Source organism: Clostridium sp., from assembly GCF_050717535.1.
Taxonomy (GTDB): domain Bacteria; phylum Bacillota; class Clostridia; order Clostridiales; family Clostridiaceae; genus Clostridium_AD.
In genome coordinates this window covers 1-24464 of sequence record NZ_JBOITM010000086.1, presented here as the reverse complement: position 1 = coordinate 24464, position 24464 = coordinate 1, and the positions used below count along the sequence as shown (strand labels likewise).

Genomic DNA, 24464 nt, shown 5'->3' with positions numbered 1-24464 from the left:
TTCTATAAATGTATTCTCTAAGAATAACATTATACTCTCATTAAATTAAACTATTAGATAAGTTATTATAAGAGCATAATATCGCTACAGTCGAGTATAAATGTTTTCTGCAATCATTTGCAGAAGCTGTTTACTATATAATAAAAAACCATGCCTAAGGCATAGTTTAAAATCACAACAACTTATTTATGTACCTACTTACTTAAAAGGAAGAAAATATATTTTATTATTTACTAAAGATACTACTCCTTTAGCATATAACTGCACTAATTTTCCTTCATAGCTAGTTTCCGCTCCAGAACTAATTTCTTTTACTATGCCCTTAAGTGAGTCATTTTGATATACCTTACCTTCTGACGTAACATATAAATCTTTTGATTCAGTAGGGTCTTTTAATTCAATGACTTTCCAGTCCGCAGTGTCATCTGATATTTTGCCATAATAAATTTTGCTTATTAATTTGTCTTTTAATTCTCCCAGATACACATTGTCATCATCATCATCACCAATTAATGTTAGCTTGTCCACACCTTCTACAGTTATAGAATTTTCTCTATTGGTAGCATATATTTTATTATAAACTGACCCCTCGTATATTAATTTATCTTCATGACGTAACACCGATATTCTATTTATAAAACTAGGAATTGTATCAGTTTTTGTCATGGTTCCCATCCTATCAATTCTGTATATGCTACTTCGTTCACCTTCACTTGAAACTTTTACGTAATTAACTCCTGTTAAAGTTGCTGATTGAATATCTTTTACCTCAGAATTTGTGTTAGCCCAAGCTAAATCTTTTATCTTTACTTTTTCATCCTTTGACATATCATAATGATATAACACTAAATTACTAGAGTCATCATAGCTGTTTTTCTCTACCAAAAGCATTCTATTTCTATCTGGAAGCCATTTGGAAAAAGAAATTGCACAACCTTCATCTACAGATATATCCTTTATTGTTCCATCTTTACAGTTAACAACTTTTAATTTTCCCTCTTCATAATAAGATAAATATTTAGCATCGTAGGACACTAATATATTTTCTGCATTCGCTGGAACAGTAATATCAATGTTTTTTATTTTTTCGGTTTCTTCTGGCTCAACTTTTTTCGATGCTACCTTTGAATCAGGAGCTAAAAAATAATGATCCACATAAAAGAGAACTAAACATTGTAAAGATAAAGACACTACTATCCATATAAATATTCTTTTCTTCCATTTCATAATGCTTTCTCCTTTAATTTAAAATATTAATTATCTACTCTCCACATACATAATTGAAGGTATTGCTCTCTCTCCCAGACTGTCACTAGGATTGTTTATAACTTCATCATTGTAAAACATAGTGGCCGAAGAGCCTCCATCTAAGTTAGTAGCATTAACAGCACCATATTCATCATACAATATGTCTTGCACTTCTCTCAAAGTAGCCCCTATACTATTTACTTGTCTTCCATCAATAACTAATAATATTATTGCCCCATCTTGCCTTTGTGCAATAGCTGTCCTAGGCGCTATACCCATACCCCCCTCACCTGAATTTATCATTTTCTTTCCATTAACTATCATAGCTGGACCAAATGATAACGCTTCAGTTACTCCAACTTTTTCCATTTCTGTAATGCTGTGGAGACCAACTAATAACTTTCCTTCTTTAGTTAATGCAACAACCTCTGTTCTTTTGTTTTCATTTTTTATGTCACTAAACTCTGTTTTCCCATTAGTCATTATTATTCCTGTTGGATTTGCTCCCGTTCCTGCCCATTCCACGTCAACAGCTTTATCTGTAAACGCACCACCATTAATGGCCGCAACTGCATTATTTGCTTTTGCAATTTCACTAGTTAGCTCACCTTCCACTCCAAGTTTGCTACTATACCCAACTTTTATCCTAGTTGGATCACTAATTATTAATACGTAGCCTTTGTACTTTTTACCTGTTATGTCATATCTTTCAATGCTATCATCATCTTTATTTTCTACCTTTACCCCTGATGTTTTATCATCTAGATTAGCTTGAGCTACAGTTTCCACCGATTGTTCCTTCATGATTTCTTTTATTTTCGCATCGGATAAAAAAGCTTTCGCTAGCCATTGTAATGTAAGAGTAGTCATAGCTGCACCTACTACTGTAGTCTTTGCATTTTTAAATGGACCATAATAAAGCATATATGGGCCTGTAACTGCTGTGAAAACAAGTTCAAATACAATAAATAATATAACAAGAGTGCTTGTACGTTTTTTTGTTTTCTTAGTTTTTCTGTTTTTTTTCAGTTTCCTCATACTTCCCATCCTTCTTCTTATTAGGTTCTATCCTATTGTACATTAAAACTATACATATTAAAACAAAATATTAATGTAATTTTTGTGAATATAATTACTAATACGATAATTTAATACAAAAGAGAGCATAATTTCTTATACTCTCTCCGACAAAATCAATATATTTATAATTTTTTCGAACCTTCATATGCTAGAGGCGACCTCTCACATTCATCATATTTTAAAGTCACCTGATAACACAAATCACTACCCTTCATTTTTTCAGATGCATAACACAAACCATTTGATCTAGAATCAAGAAAAGGATGATCTATTTGTTCTGGGTCTCCAATAAGAATTAACTTAGTTCCCTCACCAACTCTAGTTATTATTGTCTTAACCTGTTTGGGTGACAAATTTTGTGCCTCATCTATAATGACCCAATTTTTAACTATGGACCTTCCTCTAAGGTAAGCAACCGCTTCGGTGGTTATAATTCTCCTATCAAATAAATCTTTTATCTTATCTGTTAATTCTTTCTCATTTTTATAACGTTCTTTTTCATCAGAATCCACAAGTATTTCTAAATTATCAAATATTGGCCTCATAAAAGGCGATATTTTTTCTTGCTCTGTACCAGGCAAAAAGCCTATATCCTCATCCATGGTAACGTTAGGCCTACAAACTAAAATTCTTCTGTAGTGTTCACTATTATCTTGAAGTATCTTTTGAAGCCCCACTGCTAATGAAAATAATGTTTTAGCAGTTCCTGCAGGCCCCTTAACAATTACTAAGGGGGCTTTTATTGCATCCATACTTAATGCTTCTAGCATAAATCTCTGTCCCACATTTCTTGGGACTACTCCAAGTGGCTTACTTTCCTTACTGTAAAGCGGTACTACATTTTTACCATCATATCTACCTAGTGCAGTTTGTTTTGGGTTTTCCATTGAATGAATTATTAAAAATTGGTTTGTGTATAAAATTGGTATGGTATATTCTTCTGAATTCTCATCATAATTAAGTAATGTACTGGCCTTTAAAACTTTTTTACTAAAAAACTCCTGAAGCTTTTCAGAAGTTACAAATACTTCACTCCTCCCTGTATACTGATCATCATATTCAGGCACAAATTTTTCATAATAATCATCTACTTTAATATCTACAGCATCTGCTTTAATTCGTAGAAATATATCTTTGGTTATCAACCATACATCTTCCCCTTGTTCTTTAAGCCCCTTGCATACTTGTAGTATTCTATTGTCTGCCTTTTCTTTACTCCAAGAAAGAGGAATTTTGGTATCGTAATGATTCATTTCTACTCTAAGTCTTCCACCATTTTTCAGCTCTACACCCTCATTCAGTTTTCCCTCAAGTCTAAGTTTATCAATAAGTCTAGCAGCATATCTGGCATTAGCTCCTAAATCACTTTTATCTTTTTTAAAACTATCTAATTCTTCTAATACAACTTCGGGTATTATTACATCGTTATCTCCAAAAGATAATATAGCGCTGGGTGAATATAAAATAACATTGGTATCTAATACGTAGGTATTTTTCAAAATATCAGCCCTCCTCTCTATATTACTAATATATGTTACTTATTCTATAAATGAATTAAAAATGCAATAAAATTTTTATTTTTCATTTATACAACTTCCATTATATGTTTTGACAAGTAATAGTTTTTATTATATAATAAGCCTTATAACATTAAATTACATTATAGGATGGTGTATATGGAGAACATTACTACAATTTTTAGAGAAAAAAAATTAAAGCTCACACCTCAACGTATTGCAGTTTATAAATACTTGAAATCCACGAAAGAACACCCTTCTGCAGAAGTGATTTACAAAGCGCTTCAACCAACTTACCCCACTATGAGTTTGGCTACAATATATAAGGCATTAAAAACCCTTGTACAAGTTGAATTAATAATAGAACTTAATGTAGGTGAAGGTAACTTTAGATATGATGGCAATATGAGTTCACATCCTCACATACAGTGCATGAGTTGCGGTAGAGTTGATGACGTAGAAGGCATATCTTTTTCAAATGTAAATGAAGACGTAAAGCAATATACTAACTATGAGGTTCTAGAAAGCAAAATATATTTTTATGGTTTATGCAAAGATTGCCAAAAGTAATTTGCAATAAAAAAGAAGTATAAAATTAATTTTATACTTCTTTTTTATTGCAAATTACTTTTAAGTTTTTTTACTTTTAAGTTTTTTTACTTGTAAGCCTTTTTTAATAATTCATCCCATTCTTTAGAGTTATATCCACCATCTAAAATTTTTCTTATAGCTAATAACACTCCGTTTTTTATCTTTTCAGGTAAGTTATACAAAACAAGAATACTATTATCATTAGCTTTATTCATATGTTGAACCATTATTTTCCCAATACCAGTTACACTATTATTTGCAATTTTATTTCCGCTTATAATTCCTTTTTGAACAATTCTCGCTTGAACCTCATCACTGTATATGTATTTAATAAAAGCATTAGCAATATCTCCATTTTTTGCATTTATAGGAATACACAATAGAGAATTAATTATAATAGGCACATTAGAACCATAATTCGAATTGTTATCATAATCTTCAATTATGCCCATATTGGATCCATTAAGTTTAGAATTATAATAAGAAATACATGCCATCAGTGGGATTTCCCCATTATTAAAGTTGCTGATACTTTGCTCATTTCCTACCTCAAAAGAATCCCCAGTAATTCCACTGTTTTTTATTAAAGTGTTAAATGAGTCAAATGTTTTTTGCATACCTTTAATCTTCTTATAACCCTCTTCACCACTATCATAGTACTGTTCAAGGTCATGAATATTTATAACCTTATTAGCTGTTAATGAATATAGAAATCCATCTGCATTCACATCTTCTGTTAGTGTTACAGGTGTCTTAATTCCCTTAGCACTTACTTGTTTCAAAACCTTTAACCATCCTTCTAAATTATTAGGATAAGATATTTTTAATTTTTCTAAATAATCTTTATTATATAGTAGTTCAATAGAATAGGGCACAACTCCTAGACCATAGAATTTATCTCCTATCCTACCATAAGATCCCATAATATCAAAATATCTATCACTAATAAAATTTTTTTCATAAGTGCTTCCTAAATCACTTAAAACTCCTTTTTTAGTAAGCTCTATTAAGGTATTCCTGTTAGTAAAAATCGCATCAATTTCTGTGCCTAGATTAATTGTTTCCATAATATCACTTTTATTACCTAATGTATCATTTAGCTTTATTTCAACATCTGGATTGTTTTTTTTAAAATCTTGAATTAAAAACTTAATTACATTAGAAGAATACTCATCACTTATATCCAAGAAAATATTTAGATTTTTTACTTTAGCATTTTTTTCAGAATTACAAGCCGAAAGGTTACCTACAATACTTATTATAATAATAACCGCGCATAAATTTTTAATGTATTTATAAGATTTTTTCATAAAATCACCTCGTCATCTTAATAAATATGAATTTTTTTAAAATTTATTTTATATAAATTAATTAAATATATAATTGTTACATCTTCTACATATAATTTAAAGGGGGTGGAATATATGAAATTACAGGTGTTATTTTTGAAAAAGAAAAATATTTATTATACTTTAGTAATTATTGCAATAACAATACTGCTTTCTTCCTTATTATTTCCAAGAAAAGATTCTATAAGTACATTTAATATTGTTAATGAAAACAAAATAATGCAGGCTGATCTAACAGGAGATGGAACTAAAGATATTCTCTACATAAAAACAAATAGTGATAAATATTATATTCAGATAAATTCAAAAGATAAAAGCTATTATTTAGAGCCTTCTAAAAAAATCAACACTGTGGGAAATTATTATGTGCAATGGCCAATGAGACTAACCCTAATGGATATATCTAGAAACAATGTACCTGAAATATTTACTCAAGCTTCTGTTGAGGATACAACATCAGTAGGAGCTACATCCTCTACAGTGAATCGTTCCGTTCAACATGTATTTCTTTGGAACCATGAAAAATTTGATGATATATTTTGCAGCACAAACAATATTTTGGGTTTTATAGACAGTAAAAATAATAAAACTCCTAAATTTTTATCTGGAAATATTAATGATGGCAAAATAAATTTTGTAAGTTATATTTTAATTAAAGATAGCTTAAAATCCTTTGATTATACCTATACAGATAATTATATGGGTAAAAACACCATAGCAGGTTTCATAAATCTCATGACAAGTTTTCCATTAGCAGAACTAAACATCTCAAAAAAACTTTTCACCGATAAATTAAATGGTAATGATATTTCACTATTAAGCGATTTATCAAATAAAAAATTGTATTTCAACTTTCAAGATGCGGTTTTTAAAGATTATGCTTGGGACAAAAATGGTAATGCAAGTGATATTCTATGGACTTTAAATTTTAAAGGAACTAATGTTAACTCTCCAAAAGACACCAAAAACTGTACCATAGAATTAATTCTTAAGCTTTTACCTAATGGTGATAATACTTCCATCTTTAAGATTAGCTCTATTAGCATCAAGTAAAACTCCCAGGCTTTCCAAATGAAATTGTAATAGAATATAGGTATTAATCATATATTTATTTTATAATCACTATTAATGTATTTAATAAAATACAAAAGGGACCGTATTATCGGTCCCAAGGGGGATGGGGGGTTCACATAAAATAATTAATAATAATTTAGTAATTATTTTTATGCTAATGGAGATTTTAACTCCGATTACCTTTATAATATTAACCTTTTCCCATAATTTTATGCATTATAAAACATATTTTATTTTATTTTTTATGAAATGTTTTTATAAAACAATATCACTTGTAATTATAAAATAATTTAACATTGGAGGAGATTTTATATGTTTAATAATAAAGAAAAAGAATTAAATAGAATTGAAACTTTAATTGGTGAACAATGTTGTGTTACTGGCTCTATAAATATAAATGGATTGTTAAAAATAGATGGTTCTATTGATGGTGACCTCTTTTGTGAAGAGGATATAATACTAGGAGAATCTGGTCACATAAAAGGCAATATGATATGTAACAATGCATATATAAATGGAATACTTCATGGAAATATATCTTGTAAAAGCACTTTAACCATAGAACCTTGTGGCAAGATCAAGGGAGACATTTCAGCTAAAAAATTAATGATTTCCGAAGGCGGAATTCTTGATGGCAAATGTACTATGCTAGACTATGAAAATACTGATAGCATTAATATCACTGATAGCGACAGTAAGAATTTATAAGTCACCCTCAAAAAATAACTAGCTAGTGAGCTAGTTATTTTTTTGAGATGATTAACATAAAGAATAGCATCATTTCAATACCTCTAAATAGCTATACCTCTAAATAGCAATACCTCTAAATAAAAATTTTAATATATTAATTAGAATTTTCGTCTACAATTTTATTGAGCATTTCAAGTTTTCTACCATCTACCAATCGAGCTAATATATATATTAGTTGCCCAACATCCTCATCCTCCAAGTTTTTTATAATACTATGTGTTCTTTCTTTAGGATCAGTATGTTTAAATTCAACATCATTACTCTCAATGGAATCATTATTTTCCAGTGAATTATTATTGGATAGAGAATTTATCATATTACTAAAACCTGAATTATCTAAATCTAAACTACTTAAATCCAAATTATTCAAATCAATTCCAGCTAACATATTTGAAATCTGGCTTAAATCTATGCCGCCCATACCTGAAAATATATTTGCTAATGGTTCATTTTCATTTAAATTTGATGAATTAGAGTTTGATGAATCATTATTTTCATTGGAATTATTTTTATTAGTTTTTGCAACCATGGAATTAGCATTAGAATTTGATGTTGAATTTGTATTACTTGAATTTAAGCCATTGACTAAATTTCCAAGCATATTATCACCTTGACCATTTAAATTTCCTAACAAATTTGATAACATATTATTATCTTGACCGCCTAAATTACCAAGCAAATTTGATAGCATGTTATTGTCTTGCCCACCTAAATTACCAAGCAAATTTGATAACATATTATTGTCTTGACCACCGAGTCCAGAGAGTAAGCCCCCAAGCATATTGTTGCCCCCGCCATTATTTCCAGAAAGCAATCCAGATAATAATGCCATCATTGGATTGTCAGAATTTCCACCTAGCAAAGATGCTAATGGATTATTATTAACGTTATTATTACTATTGCCATTACTATTATTGCTGTTGTTATTATTGCCGTTACCATTACTGTTATTATTACCGTTGCTGTTACTGTTATTGTTATTGTTGTTTCCATTGTTCATATTATTTCCATTATCCATATTATTTCCATGGTGTTTATGATGTTTTGACACATTTATCACCTCATTTATAAATGGGAGAGCCTGAGCTCTCCCTGATTTTTAGTATTAGCAACCACAAGATTTCTGACAAGTATTTGCTACATTTCCAGCTTTACAGAAGCAAAAACCCAAGTATAAGAGTATTAATAAAAATGAGTTATTGTTTTCAAGTAAACATGTTTTTTGAAGTATAATTAGGATTATTAACGCACAAATTGGATTGCTACATAGATTTTGAACTCCACATGCATTTGTGGGTTGAACACCACAGCATGAATTTCCACAATCTCTTTTTTTTGACATATAAAACCCCCCTTTCTGGGCATGTTTCAATGTGATATAACTTTTAACGGATGCTTTTTGATATTTAAATTTATCTGAGTGTTTATTTATAATCTGCTGTCTAAGGTACTATTAGTCACAATCGCATTTTTTGTTTTGATTGCCACCACAGAAACATAAAAGTAATAGTATTATTATCCACCAGCTGCCATAACCTGAACCTAATCCACCGAGTCCTCCGCATCCGCTGTTGTTGCTCCCACAAGCACATAGTTCTTTACAGTGTTTTTTCTCGCAACCGCATACAGTGCCACAATTTTGTTGTCCTTGACCTAATCCTCCACATAAGAATAAAAGAATTATGATCAAGATTATTCCGTTTCCACCGAAGATGCCATTGTTGTTATTGTTGTTGTTACAACATTTTTTGTTATGATCATGATCACATTCATTACCTTGAGAATTAGATAATCCATTTAGTAATCCATTCATATCCACTTTGCTTCCCTCCTCCTATTTATTTTAGTTAAACAATAATTATTAATTATTATCAAACTCTGTTTGACCATTAATTAAAAATTCTTTTTCTTTTGTATTCTAATATATACTATTCTCATAGAAATAATTTGACACAAAATTTCAAACAAAAAATCAAAAAAAAATAGACCCTACTACTTTGTGCACTAAGTACTCTTTTACACAAGGTAATGTAAGTCTATTTTATTGTCTTATAGTATTTCTTACTTTGTAATTTTTTGTTTTACAATTTTTCTTCTTCAATTTCAGAGTCTCTAAACATATTCCCTAACAATTCTTTTACTCCTGTTTTTTTCAGTGATGAAATATTAATAATTTCTTCACCCTCCTCTAAATTGAGTGTTTCTCTTATTAACTTATTATTTTTTGTTAATTCTGCTCTATTTAACTTATCCTTTTTTGTTGCAACTATTACAACTTCATAACCAAAGTGTTTAATCCATCCGTACATTAAGAGATCATCTTTGGTGGGTTTACGTCTACAATCCACGAGTAATGCTACTTTTTGAAGCTGAGGTCTGCGGATTAAATAGTCCTCCATCATTTTTCCCCATTTAGCTTGCTCAGTTTTTGACACTTTGGCATATCCATAACCAGGTAAATCTACGAAATAAAAGCTATCGTTTATTAAAAAAAAGTTTATAAGTCTTGTTTTACCTGGGGTTCCACTTACTTTAACTAATTTACGTCTGTTTGTTAAAGTATTTATTAAAGAGGATTTGCCTACATTGGACCTTCCAACAAAAGCATACTCTACTCTATTATCTGTGGGATACTGTGTAGGTTTTACTGCTGAAATTATGAACTCAGATTGTTTTATCTCCATTATTTATCTCTCCATCTAATTTATTTTCTAGTAATGCATTTGCAAGTACGTCTTCTACTTTACTTGCAATTATAAATTTTAGTTTATTTTTAATACTCTTTGGTATCTTTTGTATATCTTTTTCATTCTCACTAGGAATTATAATTGTATCAATTCCTGCTCTATAGGCAGCTAGTGATTTTTCCTTAAGCCCCCCTATAGGTAATACTCTTCCTGTAAGTGTAATCTCCCCTGTCATAGCTACATTATGTTTCACTTTTTGGTTAGTTAAGGCAGACACCATTGCAGTTATCATAGTTACCCCCGCAGATGGACCATCTTTAGGCACTGCTCCTTCTGGTACATGAATATGAATATCTTTATTTTTATAAAAATCTTTATCAATATTATATTTTAGCGCATTAGCCCTAACATAACTATATCCGGCTTTAGCAGATTCTTTCATAACATCTCCTAGTTGCCCTGTAAGTTCAAGTTTACCAGTTCCCTCCATAGCACTTACCTCTACTGGCAATGTAACACCACCAACTTCTGTCCATGCTAGCCCGGTTACAACACCTACTCTGTCTTCCTCTTCAGCTTTATCATAAGTATATATAACAGGTCCTAAATAACGCTTAACATGTGCTACAGTAACATTAACATTTTCTTTATCTTTTTCTACCATTTCTGTTATTGCTTTTCTAATAACTGATGCGATTTGTCTTTCAAGATTTCTGACACCTGATTCCCTAGTGTAATTTTCAATAATACAATTTATTGCAGGGTCTGAAAAAATTATTTTATCGCCTTCCATATTATGTTCCTTTAACATCTTTAAAATAAGATGATTTTTAGCAATATGGAATTTTTCTTCTGAAGTATACCCTGATACTTCAATAATTTCCATTCTATCTAATAATGGTCTTGGAATAGTATCTAACTTGTTTGCCGTAGTTATAAATAAAACCTTTGATAAGTCAAAGTCAAGTTCTAGGTAATGGTCTCTAAAAGTTGCATTTTGTTCACTATCTAAAACTTCCAGTAATGCATCTGCAGGGTCTCCCTTAAAATCGCCACTCATTTTATCAATTTCATCTAACAAAAATAGTGGATTTTTAGATCCGGCTTGTTTCATGGCATATATAATTCTACCTGGAATTGCACCCACGTATGTTTTTCTATGTCCTCTAATTTCAGCTTCATCTTTCACTCCGCCCAGTGACATTCTAACAAAATTTCTATTTAATGCATTAGCAACAGACTTTGCTATAGATGTTTTTCCAACTCCCGGTGGCCCTACCAAACAAAGTATAGGTCCTTTAAGAGTTTTACTGATTTTCTTAACTGCTAAGTATTCTATTATTCTTTCCTTAACATCCTCTAGCCCATAATGCTCTGCGTCAAATACTTCTCTAGCCTTCTTAATATCAATGTTGTCTTTAGTTGTTTTATTCCAAGGCAATGCTAAAACCCAATCTAGGTATCCTTTTATTACACCACTTTCAGCAGAAAAATTCCCTGAACTTTTCAATCTGTTTAGTTCATAAGTCGCCTTTTCTTTTGCTGCTTTAGGAAGCTTAGCCTTGTTTATTTTACTTTCATATTCATCTATTTCTCTCTTATTCTCGTCATCTTCGCCCAATTCTTCTTGAATAGCTTTTATCTGTTCTCTTAGATAATAATCCTTTTGGATCTTATCAATTCTACCTTTAACCTTAACTCCAATTTTCTTTTCTATTTTTAGCACTTCAACTTCATTTTTTAATATAAATAATAATTTTTCTAATCTTTTGTTAACTTCCAATGCTTCAAGCAATTCTTGCTTTGTTTCTGGCTTTAAAATTAAATATGAACTTACAATATCACAATATCTTCCTGGCTCTTTTGTTTCTTCTAAACTGAAGAGTGCATCTGGAAAATTGTTAACTGAAAGATTTATGTACTCTTCAAAAGCCTTATCTATAATTCTAACTAAAGCCTTACATTTCTTATCGTCTACGCATTCATCGTCCTCAATAATTTCTATTTCTGCTCGTACAAACGGTTCTCTATCTTTGTACTCCGATATCTTTCCTCTTTTTAGTCCTTCAACTAGTACCCTAATTGTATCTCCTGGTAACTTTAATATTTGTTTTATATTACAAACAGTACCAATACTATATATATCCTTATCTTCTGGTTGTTCTATTTTTGATTGTTTTTGTGAAACCAGAAAAATTTCTTGATTATTTAGCATAGCATCTTCCAGTGCCAGTATAGATTTTTCTCTACCAACATCAAAATGCAACACCATATATGGAAATATATTCATACCTCTTAGCGGAATTAGCGGAAGAAGTTTTGTATTTTTATCCATTTTCTCCCTCTTTTCTAGATTAAATTAATAATCTTTTATATTTCATAGCAAGTACATTTCATAGCTTGACTACTATAGTATACCTATAATATGATTATTTTTCAATACTACAAAATTTAAAATACGATTATAAAGTACAAAAAAACAGATAACAAGTCAAATATATTAACATATTGACTTGTTATTTATTTAAAAGAAGATAGCCAATATAAATTAGCGACTTCTGAACTGTGATTATATCTTCTCCTGGGTAACTGCAATTAAAAAGCTGAGAAGTAGCTTTAGACTGTCGTTAAAGTTTCAATGCTTCTGCTGCTATAACATCCACGTCTTTTTCAAATGTGATTGAAATATTTTTAGGACTCTCCGCAAGTAAGGCTTCGCTTATTACCTCAGTAATATTACTCACTGGTATGATCACAATGTTTTCAATATTTTTAAAGCTATCCTGCCAATTATCTCTCGGAATAATAACCCTTGTGGCTCCTGCTTTTTTAGCAGCAGCAATCTTAGCATTTACTCCTCCTATGGCCTTTACATTACCATGAATTGATATCTCTCCAGTCATAGCAACCATATTATCAACTGGTATGCCTTTTATTGCACTATACATTGCAGTTGTTATGCTTATACCTGCAGATGGTCCATCCACTGGTGATCCTCCTGGAAAGTTCACATGAATATCGTAATCATCACAATCTATATTGAAATACTTTTCAAGGACTGTAACCACATTTTCAACAGAAGATCTTGCAGTACTTTTTCTTTTGAACTTTTTATTTGTACTACTTATTTCCTCTTCCTCAATAATTCCTGTGATTTTAAGTACACCTTTTCTTATTTTTACCCTTTTTGCAGAAGCTTCAATTTCCATTACCGCTCCCATATTAGCTCCGTAAACGGCTAGCCCATTTACATAACCAATTTGCGGTTTATCAGATATCCTGGTTTCTGACCTTGGATAGTACTGACCATTTTCTATAACCCATTCAATATCTTCAATACTCACTTCATCTCTCTCATCATTAATAGCGATACCACAAGCTAACTGAATTAAGTTAACAGTATCCCTTCCATTACTAGAGTATTTACCAACTAATTTTATTGCCTTATCACCAATTTTAAGTCCCATTTTCTCTATTGCGTTGGCAGCGATTATCTCCAATTCTTCTGGAAGCAATTGCCTGAAAAAGATTTCTACACACCTTGACCTTATTGCAGGTATTATTTCATCCGGATTACGAGTAGTTGCCCCTATAAGCCTAAAATCAGCAGGAAGACCTTCGTCAAACACCTCTTTTATATAAAGTGGTGTATTAGGATCTTCACCATTATAATAAGCACTATCTAAAAATACTTTTCTATCCTCTAAGACTTTAAGGAGTTTATTCATTTCTATAGGATGAAGTTCGCCAATTTCATCAATAAATAGAATTCCACCATGTGCCTTTGTAACTGCTCCCGGTTTAGGTTGAGGTACTCCTACTGCTCCTAAAGGTCCAGCTCCTTGGTATATAGGATCGTGAACAGATCCTATAAGCGGATCCGCTATACCTCTTTCATCAAATCTAACGGTAGTTGCATCTATTTCTATAAACTTAGAGCACTCATTAAAAGGAGACCTCTGTCTTTTTTTAGCATCTTCTAGGACTAATCTAGCCGCAGCCGTTTTTCCTATTCCCGGTGGTCCATAAATTATGACATGCTGAGGATTCGGTCCACATATTGCTGCTTGCAATGCCTTAATTCCTTTTTCCTGTCCTATAACATCTTCAAATTTTATTGGTCTACTTTTCTCTGTAAGTGGCTCCGTAAGGCTTATGCTTTTCATTTGTCGCAATTTTTCCATTTCCTTTTTGTTATCCTTACTAACCGCTGCCTTGCCACTTTGGTGACTTTTTAGCGCATTAAAAACATATATTCCAAATAACACTGTAAAAAAAAGTTGCATTAACATAAGAAATTGAATATTCATATTATCAAAAGTTTAATATAAACTATATTAAACAAATCCTCCTTTCGTATATAATTTGTCATGTTTTACTAAATGATCTGCCATTTTATATTACCATTTGATATTATGCTCAAGTTATCATTAATATATTCTTTTTCTAATATTTTATATTTGATAGTTTTTCCAATTAAAAAAAGACAGATAAATAATCCGTCTTTTTAATATATTTTAAATTAAGTTTACTAAGCTGTTTCTATACCTTTTTTGGCTTTAACTTTTTTTGTTATTTTTATTTTCTCTCTTTTACCACTTTCAGCTAAAACCAATTGCGGATTTCGAGTTAAAATAGTATCCCCATTAACTATTACTTTAGATACTTGTTCATTAGATGGAATATCAAACATGATTTCCTTCATTGTATCTTCTATAATAGATCTAAGTCCTCTAGCTCCAGTTTTTCTTTTAATAGCTTCTTTGGCTATAGCTTTCAGTGCTGCTTCTTCAAACTCTAATTCTACGTTATCCATCTCAAACAATTTCTTATATTGCTTAATCAGCGCATTTTTAGGTTCACTAAGAATTTTAACTAAGGCCTCTTCATCTAGTGCTTCAAGGGTAACTACTATAGGTAGTCTTCCTACAAACTCTGGAATCAAACCAAACTTTAATAGATCTCCTGGCATTATAGCCTTAAGTAACTCCCCTACATCTGCTTCTTCTTTAGATCTTATTTCAGCTCCAAAACCAACTGACGTAGTTCTAGTTCTTTTTTCTATAATTTTATCAAGTCCATCAAATGCTCCACCACAAATAAATAGAATATTTGCTGTGTTTATCTGAATAAACTCTTGATGTGGGTGCTTTCTTCCACCTTGTGGTGGAACTGATGCTGTAGTTCCTTCTAATATTTTAAGTAATGCCTGCTGAACACCTTCTCCAGATACATCTCTAGTTATAGAAGGATTTTCAGATTTTCTAGCGATCTTATCTATTTCATCTATATAGATAATGCCTTTTTCTGCTTTTTCAACATCATAGTCAGCATTTTGTATTAATTTAAGTAGGATGTTTTCTACATCTTCTCCTACATACCCTGCTTCAGTAAGTGTTGTTGCATCCGCAATAGCAAAAGGTACATTTAAATATTTTGCTAAGGTTTGTGCTAGTAATGTTTTACCACAACCTGTAGGCCCAAGAAGTAATATGTTACTCTTTTGCAGTTCAACATCGCCTTCATTAATATTTGAATTAATTCTTTTATAATGATTATATACTGCTACAGCCAAGGATTTTTTAGCCGTATCTTGACCTACAACATAATCATCTATATATTTTTTTATTTCTGCAGGTTTTGGCAATGTTCCAAGGTCTAGTTCAACATCTCCCTGAAATTCATCTACGATTATTTCAGAACATAATTCTATACACTCATCACAGATATATACTCCCGGTCCTGCAATTAATCTTCTGACTTGATCTTGAGTTTTACCACAGAAAGAACATTTTAGTTGTTTTTTTTCATCATACTTTGGCATATTTTCACCTCTATTAACCTTATTTCTACTAATATTATTTCTTTTTACTTATAACTTCATCTATTAATCCATACTCCATAGCTTCTTGTGCACTCATGAAATAATCTCTTTCAACGTCATGTTGAATTTTTTCTATTGTTTGGCCTGTTCTTTCACTGTATATTCTATTTAATGTGTCTTTAGTTTTCATAATTCGTTTTGCATGGATATCTATATCAGTTGCCTGACCTTGAAATCCTCCTAGTGGTTGGTGTATCAAAATTTCACTATTAGGCAATGCGAATCTTTTTCCTTTTTCTCCAGCATTTAGTAAAAAAGACCCCATTGATGCTGCCATTCCTATACAAATAGTTGAAACTTGTGGTTTTATATACTGCATTGTGTCATAAATAGCCATACCTGCTGTAATTGACCCACCTGGACTATTTATATATAAATAAATATCTTTATCAGGGTCTTCAGACTCCAAATATAACAATTGAGCAACAATTAAACTAGCAGTAGTATCATTTACTTCTTCTCCTAGAAAAATTATTCTTTCTTTTAATAATCTTGAATAAATATCGTAGGATCTTTCTCCCCTGTTTGTTTGTTCAACAACCATTGGCACTAAACTCATCTAAATCACTCCTCTACTCTATAATATAAATCCTTGAAACGTTAATCTAATTTAATTCTATCCTAAATAATTGATTTTTAACCATATAATTTTAACCTACATTTAAAATTAATTGCCAGAAAGTTATCTGGCAATTAATTTTAGTATATATTATGCAATAACTTTAGCGCTATCTACTAACATCTTTATTACTTTCTGATTTACAACATCAATTTTCAGATATTGTTTTTGTGCTTTCATTATTAAGTCTGCTGTTTTTTCTAAATCTTTCTCTCCATATTGCTTAGCAACTTCTTTAGCTTTTTCTAGCAATTCTTCATCACTAGCTTCAACTTTTTCTGTTTTTGCTATTTCTGTTATTATTAAATCAGTTTTAACTCTCTTTTCAGCTGCTTCTTTCATGTATTCTCTAACTTTTTCTTCAGTATTGTTAGTATACTGATAATATGATTCAAGATCTAAACCTTGATATTTTAATTTCATTTCTAAATCTTTAAGCATTGTATCAGTTTCTCTTTTTATCATAACTTCTGGAATATCCATTGCAACATTAGAACAAACTGCATCAATTACAGCTTCTTCAAATTCTTTCACTTCTCTATCTTTACTTGATTTTAGAAGTGTTGTTTTAATGTCATTTCTTAGTTCTTCTAAAGTATCAAATTCTGATACATCTTTAGCAAACTCATCATCAATAGCTGGTAACTCTTTTACTTTCATGCTTTTAACAGTTACATTAAAAGTTGCAAGTTTTCCGTTTAAGTCTTCTCTTCCATAAGCCTCTGGAAAATTAACTTTAACTTCTTTAGTTTCTCCAGCTTTTAACCCAACTAACTGCTGCTCAAAGGTATCAATAAATGATCCTGAACCAATTTCAAGTTCAAAGTCTTTTCCTTCTCCACCTTCAAAAGCAGTGCCTTCAATAAATCCTTTAAAGTCTATAACTGCAATATTTCCCATTGTGATTTCGCCATCAATTTTTTCTTCGATTCTAGCATTTTTTTCTTGCATACCTTTTAATTGGTTTTCAATTTCTTCATCCGTTACATTATATTCAGTTTTCTTAGCTTCAAGTCCTTTGTATTCTCCAAGTTTCACTTCTGGAACTACTGCAACTGACGCAGTATATACAAAATCTTTTCCTTCGCCTATTTCAATAATATCAATTTTAGGATAATCCAATGGATTGATATCATACTCTTTTAAAGCTTCTGGATATGTATCATCACAACAGAAATTTATAGCATCTTCAAAGAAAACACCTTCACCATACATTTTCTTTATTAAAGACATTGGTGCCTTACCTTTTCTAAATCCAGGAATGTTTATAGTTTTTGATTTCTTTGCAGCAGATTTTTTTAAAGATTCACTAAATCTTTTCGCCTCTACTGTTACTTCTAATTTAATAATATTTTTTTCTAATTTTTCCATTTTAACTATCATTATATTACTCCTCCTAATCACCAGAAATGCTTGTTAACCTTAACATTATAACATATCTTTTAATGTATTTACAAATATTATTAAGCATATATGCTTATATAGTCTAATATTACTGATTATAACCAAGTTGTTTACAATTTACAAGATAATTTTACTAATGTCATAGTCTGTTAACATTTAAAGTGAGATAATTGCTTACTTTTGTTGTATTATTAATTTTATATATCTATTTAGGTGCTAGCATCGTTAAATCATCTCCTGCGGAGCTGCATATTAACGACTTCAGAAGGAGATTTGTATTCCCACTGAAGTTTTCTATTTGTTAGGGCATGTAAATTCCACTTATAGAAGCGGGAGACTTTCCTTCTGAACTGTCGTTAAATGCCTTAGAAACAAAATTCTTCGCCTTTGTAATTTCCTTATAATTTGAATAATTTTCACTGTAAACTTCAATAATTCCTTTTCCACTATACCCCACACTCTTTAGTTTACTTAATATCATTTTATAATCCAAATTTCCATTTCCGGGTAAAAGACAGGAATGATTTTCGTCTCTATCATTAATATGAAGATTTACTATTTTCTTACCCATAACGTTTATATACCTATCCAAAGGAACCTTAGTTCTATAAGCTTGCTTTAAATCCAATGTAAAATATATTGGGTATTCTAATTTTTCCGATAAGAGTGTTAAAAATTTCAAATCAGCAGACATGCACCAAGATACGTTTTCCTGTGCCAATTTAACACCTGATTCTAAAGCAATATAAGCTAATTCATTATATATATCTATAACAAATTTAGTATCTAGCTCATTAAAATCTGTATAGCGCATACCATGAAAGGTATAACAACTTGCGCCTAAAGTCTTTGCTGCTTTGCAAACACTCTTAAAATGTTTTAACATATCTCCACGTCGTCTATCATATTTATCAAAAAGATATGGTTCAAAAGAACTGGAGAAAGCATGAACTGAATTTATATTGAATCCATAGCTTTCTTTTTTTTGGAGTAGTTCCTTCACAAACTCTTCTTGATACTCACTCCATGTGTTTAAAAATATTTCACCGTGATTAAACCCTAACTCCTTCATCTTACCTATACTGTCTTCAGTATGCAAATCAGGATAAAAACACGCCGAAGATAATCCTATATCCATACTAAACCCCTTTTCTCTACTCTATTGCCGCGCCTGTAGACGTTACATATACAATATTGCCATCTATACTCGTCTCAAGTCCCTTAGTAGTTATTTTTTTAAATATAATATTTTTACCTGATGCAGGTTTTACTTGCATATAAACATTACTTTTCAAATTTACCTTCCATATATATTGCTGTGCTTTTTCATTTATCCAAGGCAATTCACTAATGTATGCAATATTATCTTCATCAATGAACTTAGGCATAACTGACCAATTGTAAGTTTCATGATTTTTAAGTATTTCATCTTTGGTCAAAATCTCACCCTTGCTTGACTCATATGTTTTTTTTGTAATATCTTTACTTGTTTTATCTACATTAACATACATCAACTGTTGATTATTTTTACTTTGTATAACTATGGATTTTTCGCTTGGACTTATATCATATGTTATACCTTTGGTATCTGATACTCCCTTTATAATTTTTTTTCCTGAAGCCACATTAAATTCCACACTAATTTTTTGACCATCAGATAGATTTACAATAAATATTTCAGTTTTTAAATCTACTTCCTTGTGAGGAACTTTAGTCTTTTCAGAATTTGCCACTGGTTTAACAACCTCAGGTTTTTTTTCAACTTCTACTGCCTTTTCTTTTTTGTCTTTTGATTTATTTAATAGGACACTATTTATACTTTCTTTTATACCTGCACCTTTATTTGATAGCGCACTAAAATCTGCAACTAAAAATATAGTTAACCCTATTATAGGTAAAATAATCAATAGTGATATTTTCCTTCTTCTTTTTTTTAATTCACGCTTATAATCTTTGCTAAACATGCTTGGTTTACTCATATAATCTACCTCCAGCCTAATTAATCTATTACTTATTATAACTCATTACAAATAAAAATAATATTAATTTTTTGGAGATTTCATAGGCACGTCTTTATAACAAACTTTTCTTTCTATCCACTAAGATAATAGATTTACAATTAAGATCAACGTAACTCATCTCAGTTATAAACAATATGACATTTTTTCTATTATAAAGCAGTATAATCACAGTTGTTTCATTTAATTATCATTCTGTTGCTATTTTATTGTTAAACATATAACACCGTTAAAGCATTGTATTTCAATGGTTAATTAATTATCGCAATATTTTTAATATTACAACTTTTACATAAGTACTTGAACTGTTTCAATATTAATATTACAATGTGTGTATTGATAGATTAAGTTTCAAAAGGAGGAAAAAAAATGTTTAAACAATGGAATGGTTTTAAAGGCGATGAATGGAAAAACAGAATTGACGTAAAAGATTTTATTCAAAAAAATTATACACTATATGAAGGTGACGATAGTTTTTTAGTAGGGACAACAGCTAAGACTGATAGTGTTTGGAGCAAAGCCAACTCTCTTATTATAGAAGAAATAAAAAAAGGTATTATAGATGTAGAAACTAATGAGATTTCAGGAATAGATAATTTTGCTCCTGGATATATAGATAAAGAAAATGAAGTAATTGTTGGATTACAAACAGATGCTCCACTGAAAAGAATAGTAAACCCATTTGGTGGTTTTAGAATGGTAGAGCAATCATTAGAAGAATATGGTTATAAATTAAATAGTGATATAGAAAAATTCTTTCCGAAGTACAGAAAAACTCATAACGAAGGAGTTTTTGATGCCTACACACCTGCTACTAAAGTTGCAAGAACTGTAGGACTCCTAACTGGACTTCCAGATGCATACGGTAGAGGAAGAATAATAGGAGACTATAGAAGGATAGCTCTTTATGGAATAGATTTTTTAGTAGATCAGAAGAAAAAAGATTTAAATGAATTAACAGGACATGCTACTGACTCACTTATAAGACATAGAGAAGAAGTAAGTATGCAAATAAGAGCTCTTGCAGAGGTTAAAAGCATGGCCTTAAAATACGGTGTTGATATTTCAAAACCTTCTACTACAGCTTGCGAGGCTGTACAAGCAGTTTATATTGGTTATCTTGCAGGAATAAAAGAAAATAACGGTGCTGCAATGTCCCTTGGACGTACAACTACTTTCCTAGACATTTATTTTGAAAGAGATTTAGCCGCAGGAACAATAAATGAAGATGGCGCACAAGAAATTATTGATCAATTCGTAATTAAACTTAGAATGGCAAGGCATCTAAGAACACCTGAATACAATGAATTATTTGGCGGAGATCCAAATTGGGTAACAGAGTCAATTGGTGGTGTAGCACTTAATGGTAAAGCTATGGTAACAAAAAATTCATTTAGATTCCTTCACACATTAACAAATTTAGGATCAGCACCAGAACCAAATATGACTGTGCTTTGGTCAGAAAAATTACCAGAAACTTTCAAAAAATACTGCGCTAAAATGTCCATAGAAACAGATGCAGTTCAATATGAGAATGATGATATAATGAGACCAATTTATGGAGAAGATTATGGCATAGCTTGCTGCGTTTCCGCTATGGAAATAGGAAAAAGAATGCAGTTCTTTGGAGCTCGCGCAAACCTAGCTAAATCATTATTACTATCACTTAACGGTGGAGTTGACGAATTAAAAGGTAAGCTTGTAGTACCTGGAATTCCAAAGAATACTGATGAGATTCTTGATTACGAATCAGTTAGAGCAATGTATTCAAACGTACTCGCATATGTTGCTGATATGTATGTAAATACAATGAATACTATACATTATATGCATGATAAATATGCATACGAAGCTGGACAACTTGCTTTTCATGACACTGATCTTAAATACTTCATGGCATTTGGTGTTGCAGGACTTTCAGTTGCAGCTGACTCTTTAAGTGCTATAAAATATGCTAAGGTTAAGCCAATAAGAAATGAAAATGGAATAACTGTTGATTTTGAAATAGATGGAGATTTCCCTAAATACGGAAATGACGATGACAGAGTTGATGATTTAGCTGTTAATCTCATTAAAGAATTCAGTGATGAACTTAAAAAGCACCCAGCATATAAGAACGCTGAACACACCTTATCAGCACTTACTATTACTTCTAACGTAGTTTATGGTAAGAAAACAGGATCAACTCCTGATGGAAGAAAACAAGGTATCGCACTTGCTCCAGGAGCTAACCCAACACAATGTCACGACGAAAACGGAGCATTAGCATCATTAAATTCAGTTGCTAAGATTCCTTATAGAAATTATTGCCAAGATGGAGTTTCAAATACTTTCTCCATAGTACCAGAGGCTCTTGGAATGGACGAATCTTCAAGAATAAACAATTTAGTTTCTCTTTTAGATGGTTATTTTGCACAAAGTGCACATCATTTAAACGTGAATGTACTAAATAGAGAAATTTTAGTTGATGCTTATGAGAATCCAGATAAGTATCCAACATTAACAATAAGAGTTTCAGGATATGCCGTTCATTTTAACAGATTATCAAAAGAACAGCAGCTTGAAGTTATTAGTAGAACTTTCCACAAAAAAATCTAATTAACTTATAATTTTATATAGTATGAGAGGTGCTTATTTATATAAACACTTCTCGACTTATATAAAACTTAACTATAACTCTAATTATAGAAAATACTATAAATTTCATTTTATATTAAAGCAAAAATACTAATAGGTTTTTGTTTTAATATAAAATGAAAACTAAATTAAAATTAGATACTTGCACTAATGCAGAGGAGGAATATATATGGTAAAAGGTAGAATTCATTCAATAGAGAGTATGGGACTAGTTGATGGTCCAGGAGTAAGAGTAGTTGTTTTTCTTCAAGGTTGTAAATTAAGATGCGCCTACTGCCATAACCCAGATACTTGGAAGCTAAATGGTGGTACAGAAATAACTCCAGAAGAACTCATTGAAAAAATTGTTAGATTCAAACCATACTTTAGTAGATCTGGCGGTGGTGTTACTTTCTCTGGTGGTGACCCATTAATGCAACCACAATTTCTACTTGAATGTCTAAAATTATGTAGACTAAATGGAATTCATACAGCTCTCGACACCTCTGGCTTTGGAAATGGTGACTACACTGAAATATTAGAATATACAGATTTAGTTCTTTTAGATATAAAACAGACATCTAGTAAGGGCTATGTTAATTTGACAGGTAGAAATACATCAGATCTTAATATATTTTTAGAAGCACTAAGAAAATCAAAATCCAGGGTTTGGGTAAGACACGTTGTTGTACCTGGAATTACAGATTCTGTGGAGCATATAACTAAGATTGCTGAAATCATTAATGAAGAAGTTCCAAGAGTTGATAAAGTTCAACTTCTTCCCTATCATGTTCTAGGAGTAAGTAAATATGAAGAACTCGGAATTCCATATAGGTTAAAAGGTGTGGAGCCTATGAATAAAGATAAGACTAACGAACTTCAATTACTAATAAATGATTTACTAAAAACTAATGAAACATCCGAATCTCAAACAGCATAAAAAGCAACTTGCAATAAGAGATTGAAACATAAAAATTCATTAAGGAATTCTAATATTTTGCAAATCTAAAATTCTCTAGCGCTCTCCTCTGGGTAGTTCTATGGGGGACATAACAATTACTAATTGTTATGCACTCGACTTCCTGTCTCGGGTTCGCTAGCCTGACTTCCTGTCAGTCTCACGAGAATTTCAGATTAGCAAAAAAAGAATTTCTAAATGAATTTTTAATTGTTTCTGCTCTTCTTATTGCAAGTTTTCTACAGTCAAAGTCATATTACATTAAGATGTATCTAATAAAGCAGGAAACTTACCCATATTAGTTTCCATAAGCTGTTTCCTATATAACCAGAAAAGCAGAAGGTTTAATATTATCTTCTGCTTTTCTATTTTTTCTTAACTCACACCACCATAATTCTTTCAGGCGGTGTCCTGTGATTTGATCAAGCAAATTTGCATTTTTTAGCAACTGAAAACAAACTAAATTAGAATTGCTAAAGCTTGTTCAGATGCATTCTACGCAATATATACTTTTGTTAGCATTCTATAAGAAAACAGAGGTTCGTGAACTACTCACCACCTAAGAGGTGGGAGCTTCTTGGTCAATACTACTACTGTAGCAAGTTTACCCAAGCTATCAAGGCTATTCCAGCCTCTCTAGTCAATATATCTTTTATTACATTGCTAGTT

Annotated in this window: 20 protein-coding genes; 5 read left to right on the top strand and 15 right to left on the bottom strand. The window is 31.0% G+C overall.

Annotated elements, in window-relative coordinates; translation table 11 throughout:
• Positions 1-198: 198 nt before the first annotated feature.
• From ACREVU_RS18525 to ACREVU_RS18515, 3 genes are all read right to left on the bottom strand, one after another.
• Positions 199-1227, bottom strand: a complete 1029-nt coding sequence (locus ACREVU_RS18525) for a hypothetical protein (RefSeq protein WP_431553077.1) — start codon at positions 1225-1227, stop codon at positions 199-201.
• A gap of 30 nt (positions 1228-1257) precedes the next feature.
• Positions 1258-2277 carry a phosphodiester glycosidase family protein gene (locus ACREVU_RS18520; protein ID WP_431553110.1) on the bottom strand — a complete coding sequence of 340 codons (1020 nt, stop codon included), beginning with the start codon at positions 2275-2277 and terminating at the stop codon, positions 1258-1260.
• 173 nt (positions 2278-2450) lie between these two features.
• On the bottom strand, positions 2451-3827 hold the full coding sequence (locus ACREVU_RS18515) for a PhoH family protein (protein WP_431553076.1): 1377 nt from the start codon (positions 3825-3827) through the stop codon (positions 2451-2453).
• 177 nt (positions 3828-4004) lie between these two features.
• On the opposite strand from ACREVU_RS18515, the gene perR reads away from it, so the two are divergent.
• Complete coding sequence (perR, locus tag ACREVU_RS18510) at positions 4005-4415, top strand: transcriptional regulator PerR (protein ID WP_431553075.1); 411 nt, start codon at positions 4005-4007, stop codon at positions 4413-4415.
• A gap of 86 nt (positions 4416-4501) precedes the next feature.
• Here perR and ACREVU_RS18505 read toward each other — a convergent pair whose 3' ends face one another.
• Positions 4502-5746, bottom strand: coding sequence for an ABC transporter substrate-binding protein (locus ACREVU_RS18505; protein WP_431553074.1), 1245 nt, complete (start codon positions 5744-5746; stop codon positions 4502-4504).
• Between the two features lie 114 nt (positions 5747-5860).
• On the opposite strand from ACREVU_RS18505, the gene ACREVU_RS18500 reads away from it, so the two are divergent.
• Together ACREVU_RS18500 and ACREVU_RS18495 are read left to right on the top strand one after the other, a co-directional pair.
• Positions 5861-6838, top strand: a complete 978-nt coding sequence (locus tag ACREVU_RS18500; RefSeq protein ID WP_431553073.1) for a hypothetical protein — start codon at positions 5861-5863, stop codon at positions 6836-6838.
• Positions 6839-7171: 333 nt separating this feature from the next.
• Positions 7172-7567: a bactofilin family protein gene (locus tag ACREVU_RS18495; RefSeq protein ID WP_431553072.1), complete on the top strand. Its 396-nt coding sequence runs from the start codon at positions 7172-7174 to the stop codon at positions 7565-7567.
• 136 nt (positions 7568-7703) lie between these two features.
• On the opposite strand, the gene ACREVU_RS18490 is transcribed toward ACREVU_RS18495, so the two are convergent.
• From ACREVU_RS18490 to ACREVU_RS18440, 11 genes are all read right to left on the bottom strand, one after another.
• The gene (locus tag ACREVU_RS18490) at positions 7704-8660 is read right to left on the bottom strand and encodes a hypothetical protein (protein ID WP_431553071.1); all 957 of its coding nucleotides are present in this window, start codon (positions 8658-8660) and stop codon (positions 7704-7706) included.
• 54 nt (positions 8661-8714) lie between these two features.
• Positions 8715-8951: a hypothetical protein gene (locus ACREVU_RS18485; protein ID WP_431553070.1), complete on the bottom strand. Its 237-nt coding sequence runs from the start codon at positions 8949-8951 to the stop codon at positions 8715-8717.
• A gap of 111 nt (positions 8952-9062) precedes the next feature.
• Complete coding sequence (locus ACREVU_RS18480; protein WP_431553069.1) at positions 9063-9428, bottom strand: hypothetical protein; 366 nt, start codon at positions 9426-9428, stop codon at positions 9063-9065.
• A gap of 262 nt (positions 9429-9690) precedes the next feature.
• The gene (gene yihA, locus ACREVU_RS18475) at positions 9691-10293 is read right to left on the bottom strand and encodes a ribosome biogenesis GTP-binding protein YihA/YsxC (RefSeq protein WP_431553068.1); all 603 of its coding nucleotides are present in this window, start codon (positions 10291-10293) and stop codon (positions 9691-9693) included.
• Positions 10274-12631, bottom strand: coding sequence for an endopeptidase La (gene lon / locus ACREVU_RS18470; protein WP_431553067.1), 2358 nt, complete (start codon positions 12629-12631; stop codon positions 10274-10276). The genes yihA and lon overlap by 20 nt, the downstream gene beginning before the upstream one ends.
• Before the next feature lie 292 nt (positions 12632-12923).
• Complete coding sequence (gene lonB / locus ACREVU_RS18465) at positions 12924-14606, bottom strand: ATP-dependent protease LonB (RefSeq protein WP_431553066.1); 1683 nt, start codon at positions 14604-14606, stop codon at positions 12924-12926.
• A 221-nt stretch (positions 14607-14827) separates the two neighbouring features.
• On the bottom strand, positions 14828-16120 hold the full coding sequence (clpX, locus tag ACREVU_RS18460) for an ATP-dependent Clp protease ATP-binding subunit ClpX (RefSeq protein ID WP_431553065.1): 1293 nt from the start codon (positions 16118-16120) through the stop codon (positions 14828-14830).
• Positions 16121-16154: 34 nt separating this feature from the next.
• Positions 16155-16739, bottom strand: coding sequence for an ATP-dependent Clp endopeptidase proteolytic subunit ClpP (gene clpP / locus ACREVU_RS18455; protein ID WP_431553064.1), 585 nt, complete (start codon positions 16737-16739; stop codon positions 16155-16157).
• Between the two features lie 150 nt (positions 16740-16889).
• Positions 16890-18182 carry a trigger factor gene (tig, locus tag ACREVU_RS18450; RefSeq protein WP_431553063.1) on the bottom strand — a complete coding sequence of 431 codons (1293 nt, stop codon included), beginning with the start codon at positions 18180-18182 and terminating at the stop codon, positions 16890-16892.
• A 322-nt stretch (positions 18183-18504) separates the two neighbouring features.
• Entirely contained in the window at positions 18505-19341 is an 837-nt protein-coding gene (locus tag ACREVU_RS18445; protein WP_431553062.1) for a sugar phosphate isomerase/epimerase family protein, read from the bottom strand.
• Between the two features lie 16 nt (positions 19342-19357).
• Entirely contained in the window at positions 19358-20182 is an 825-nt protein-coding gene (locus ACREVU_RS18440) for a hypothetical protein (RefSeq protein ID WP_431553061.1), read from the bottom strand.
• 408 nt (positions 20183-20590) lie between these two features.
• Here ACREVU_RS18440 and pflB point away from each other — a divergent pair, with 408 nt between their 5' ends.
• A complete protein-coding gene (gene pflB / locus ACREVU_RS18435) occupies positions 20591-22819 on the top strand; it encodes a formate C-acetyltransferase (protein WP_431553060.1) in 2229 nt (742 codons plus the stop codon).
• A gap of 208 nt (positions 22820-23027) precedes the next feature.
• Positions 23028-23777, top strand: coding sequence for a pyruvate formate-lyase-activating protein (pflA, locus tag ACREVU_RS18430; RefSeq protein WP_431553059.1), 750 nt, complete (start codon positions 23028-23030; stop codon positions 23775-23777).
• The last annotated feature ends 687 nt before the right edge of the window (positions 23778-24464 follow it).

Coding starts and splice junctions, on each gene's coding strand:
- ACREVU_RS18525 (WP_431553077.1), bottom strand. CDS start 1,227: ATGAAATGGAAGAAAAGAATATTTATATGGATAGTAGTGTCTTTATCT.
- perR (WP_431553075.1), top strand. CDS start 4,005: ATGGAGAACATTACTACAATTTTTAGAGAAAAAAAATTAAAGCTCACA.
- ACREVU_RS18505 (WP_431553074.1), bottom strand. CDS start 5,746: ATGAAAAAATCTTATAAATACATTAAAAATTTATGCGCGGTTATTATT.
- ACREVU_RS18500 (WP_431553073.1), top strand. CDS start 5,861: ATGAAATTACAGGTGTTATTTTTGAAAAAGAAAAATATTTATTATACT.
- ACREVU_RS18495 (WP_431553072.1), top strand. CDS start 7,172: ATGTTTAATAATAAAGAAAAAGAATTAAATAGAATTGAAACTTTAATT.
- ACREVU_RS18485 (WP_431553070.1), bottom strand. CDS start 8,951: ATGTCAAAAAAAAGAGATTGTGGAAATTCATGCTGTGGTGTTCAACCC.
- yihA (WP_431553068.1), bottom strand. CDS start 10,293: ATGGAGATAAAACAATCTGAGTTCATAATTTCAGCAGTAAAACCTACA.
- lon (WP_431553067.1), bottom strand. CDS start 12,631: ATGGATAAAAATACAAAACTTCTTCCGCTAATTCCGCTAAGAGGTATG.
- lonB (WP_431553066.1), bottom strand. CDS start 14,606: ATGAATATTCAATTTCTTATGTTAATGCAACTTTTTTTTACAGTGTTA.
- clpX (WP_431553065.1), bottom strand. CDS start 16,120: ATGCCAAAGTATGATGAAAAAAAACAACTAAAATGTTCTTTCTGTGGT.
- clpP (WP_431553064.1), bottom strand. CDS start 16,739: ATGAGTTTAGTGCCAATGGTTGTTGAACAAACAAACAGGGGAGAAAGA.
- tig (WP_431553063.1), bottom strand. CDS start 18,182: ATGATAGTTAAAATGGAAAAATTAGAAAAAAATATTATTAAATTAGAA.
- ACREVU_RS18445 (WP_431553062.1), bottom strand. CDS start 19,341: ATGGATATAGGATTATCTTCGGCGTGTTTTTATCCTGATTTGCATACT.
- ACREVU_RS18440 (WP_431553061.1), bottom strand. CDS start 20,182: ATGAGTAAACCAAGCATGTTTAGCAAAGATTATAAGCGTGAATTAAAA.
- pflB (WP_431553060.1), top strand. CDS start 20,591: ATGTTTAAACAATGGAATGGTTTTAAAGGCGATGAATGGAAAAACAGA.
- pflA (WP_431553059.1), top strand. CDS start 23,028: ATGGTAAAAGGTAGAATTCATTCAATAGAGAGTATGGGACTAGTTGAT.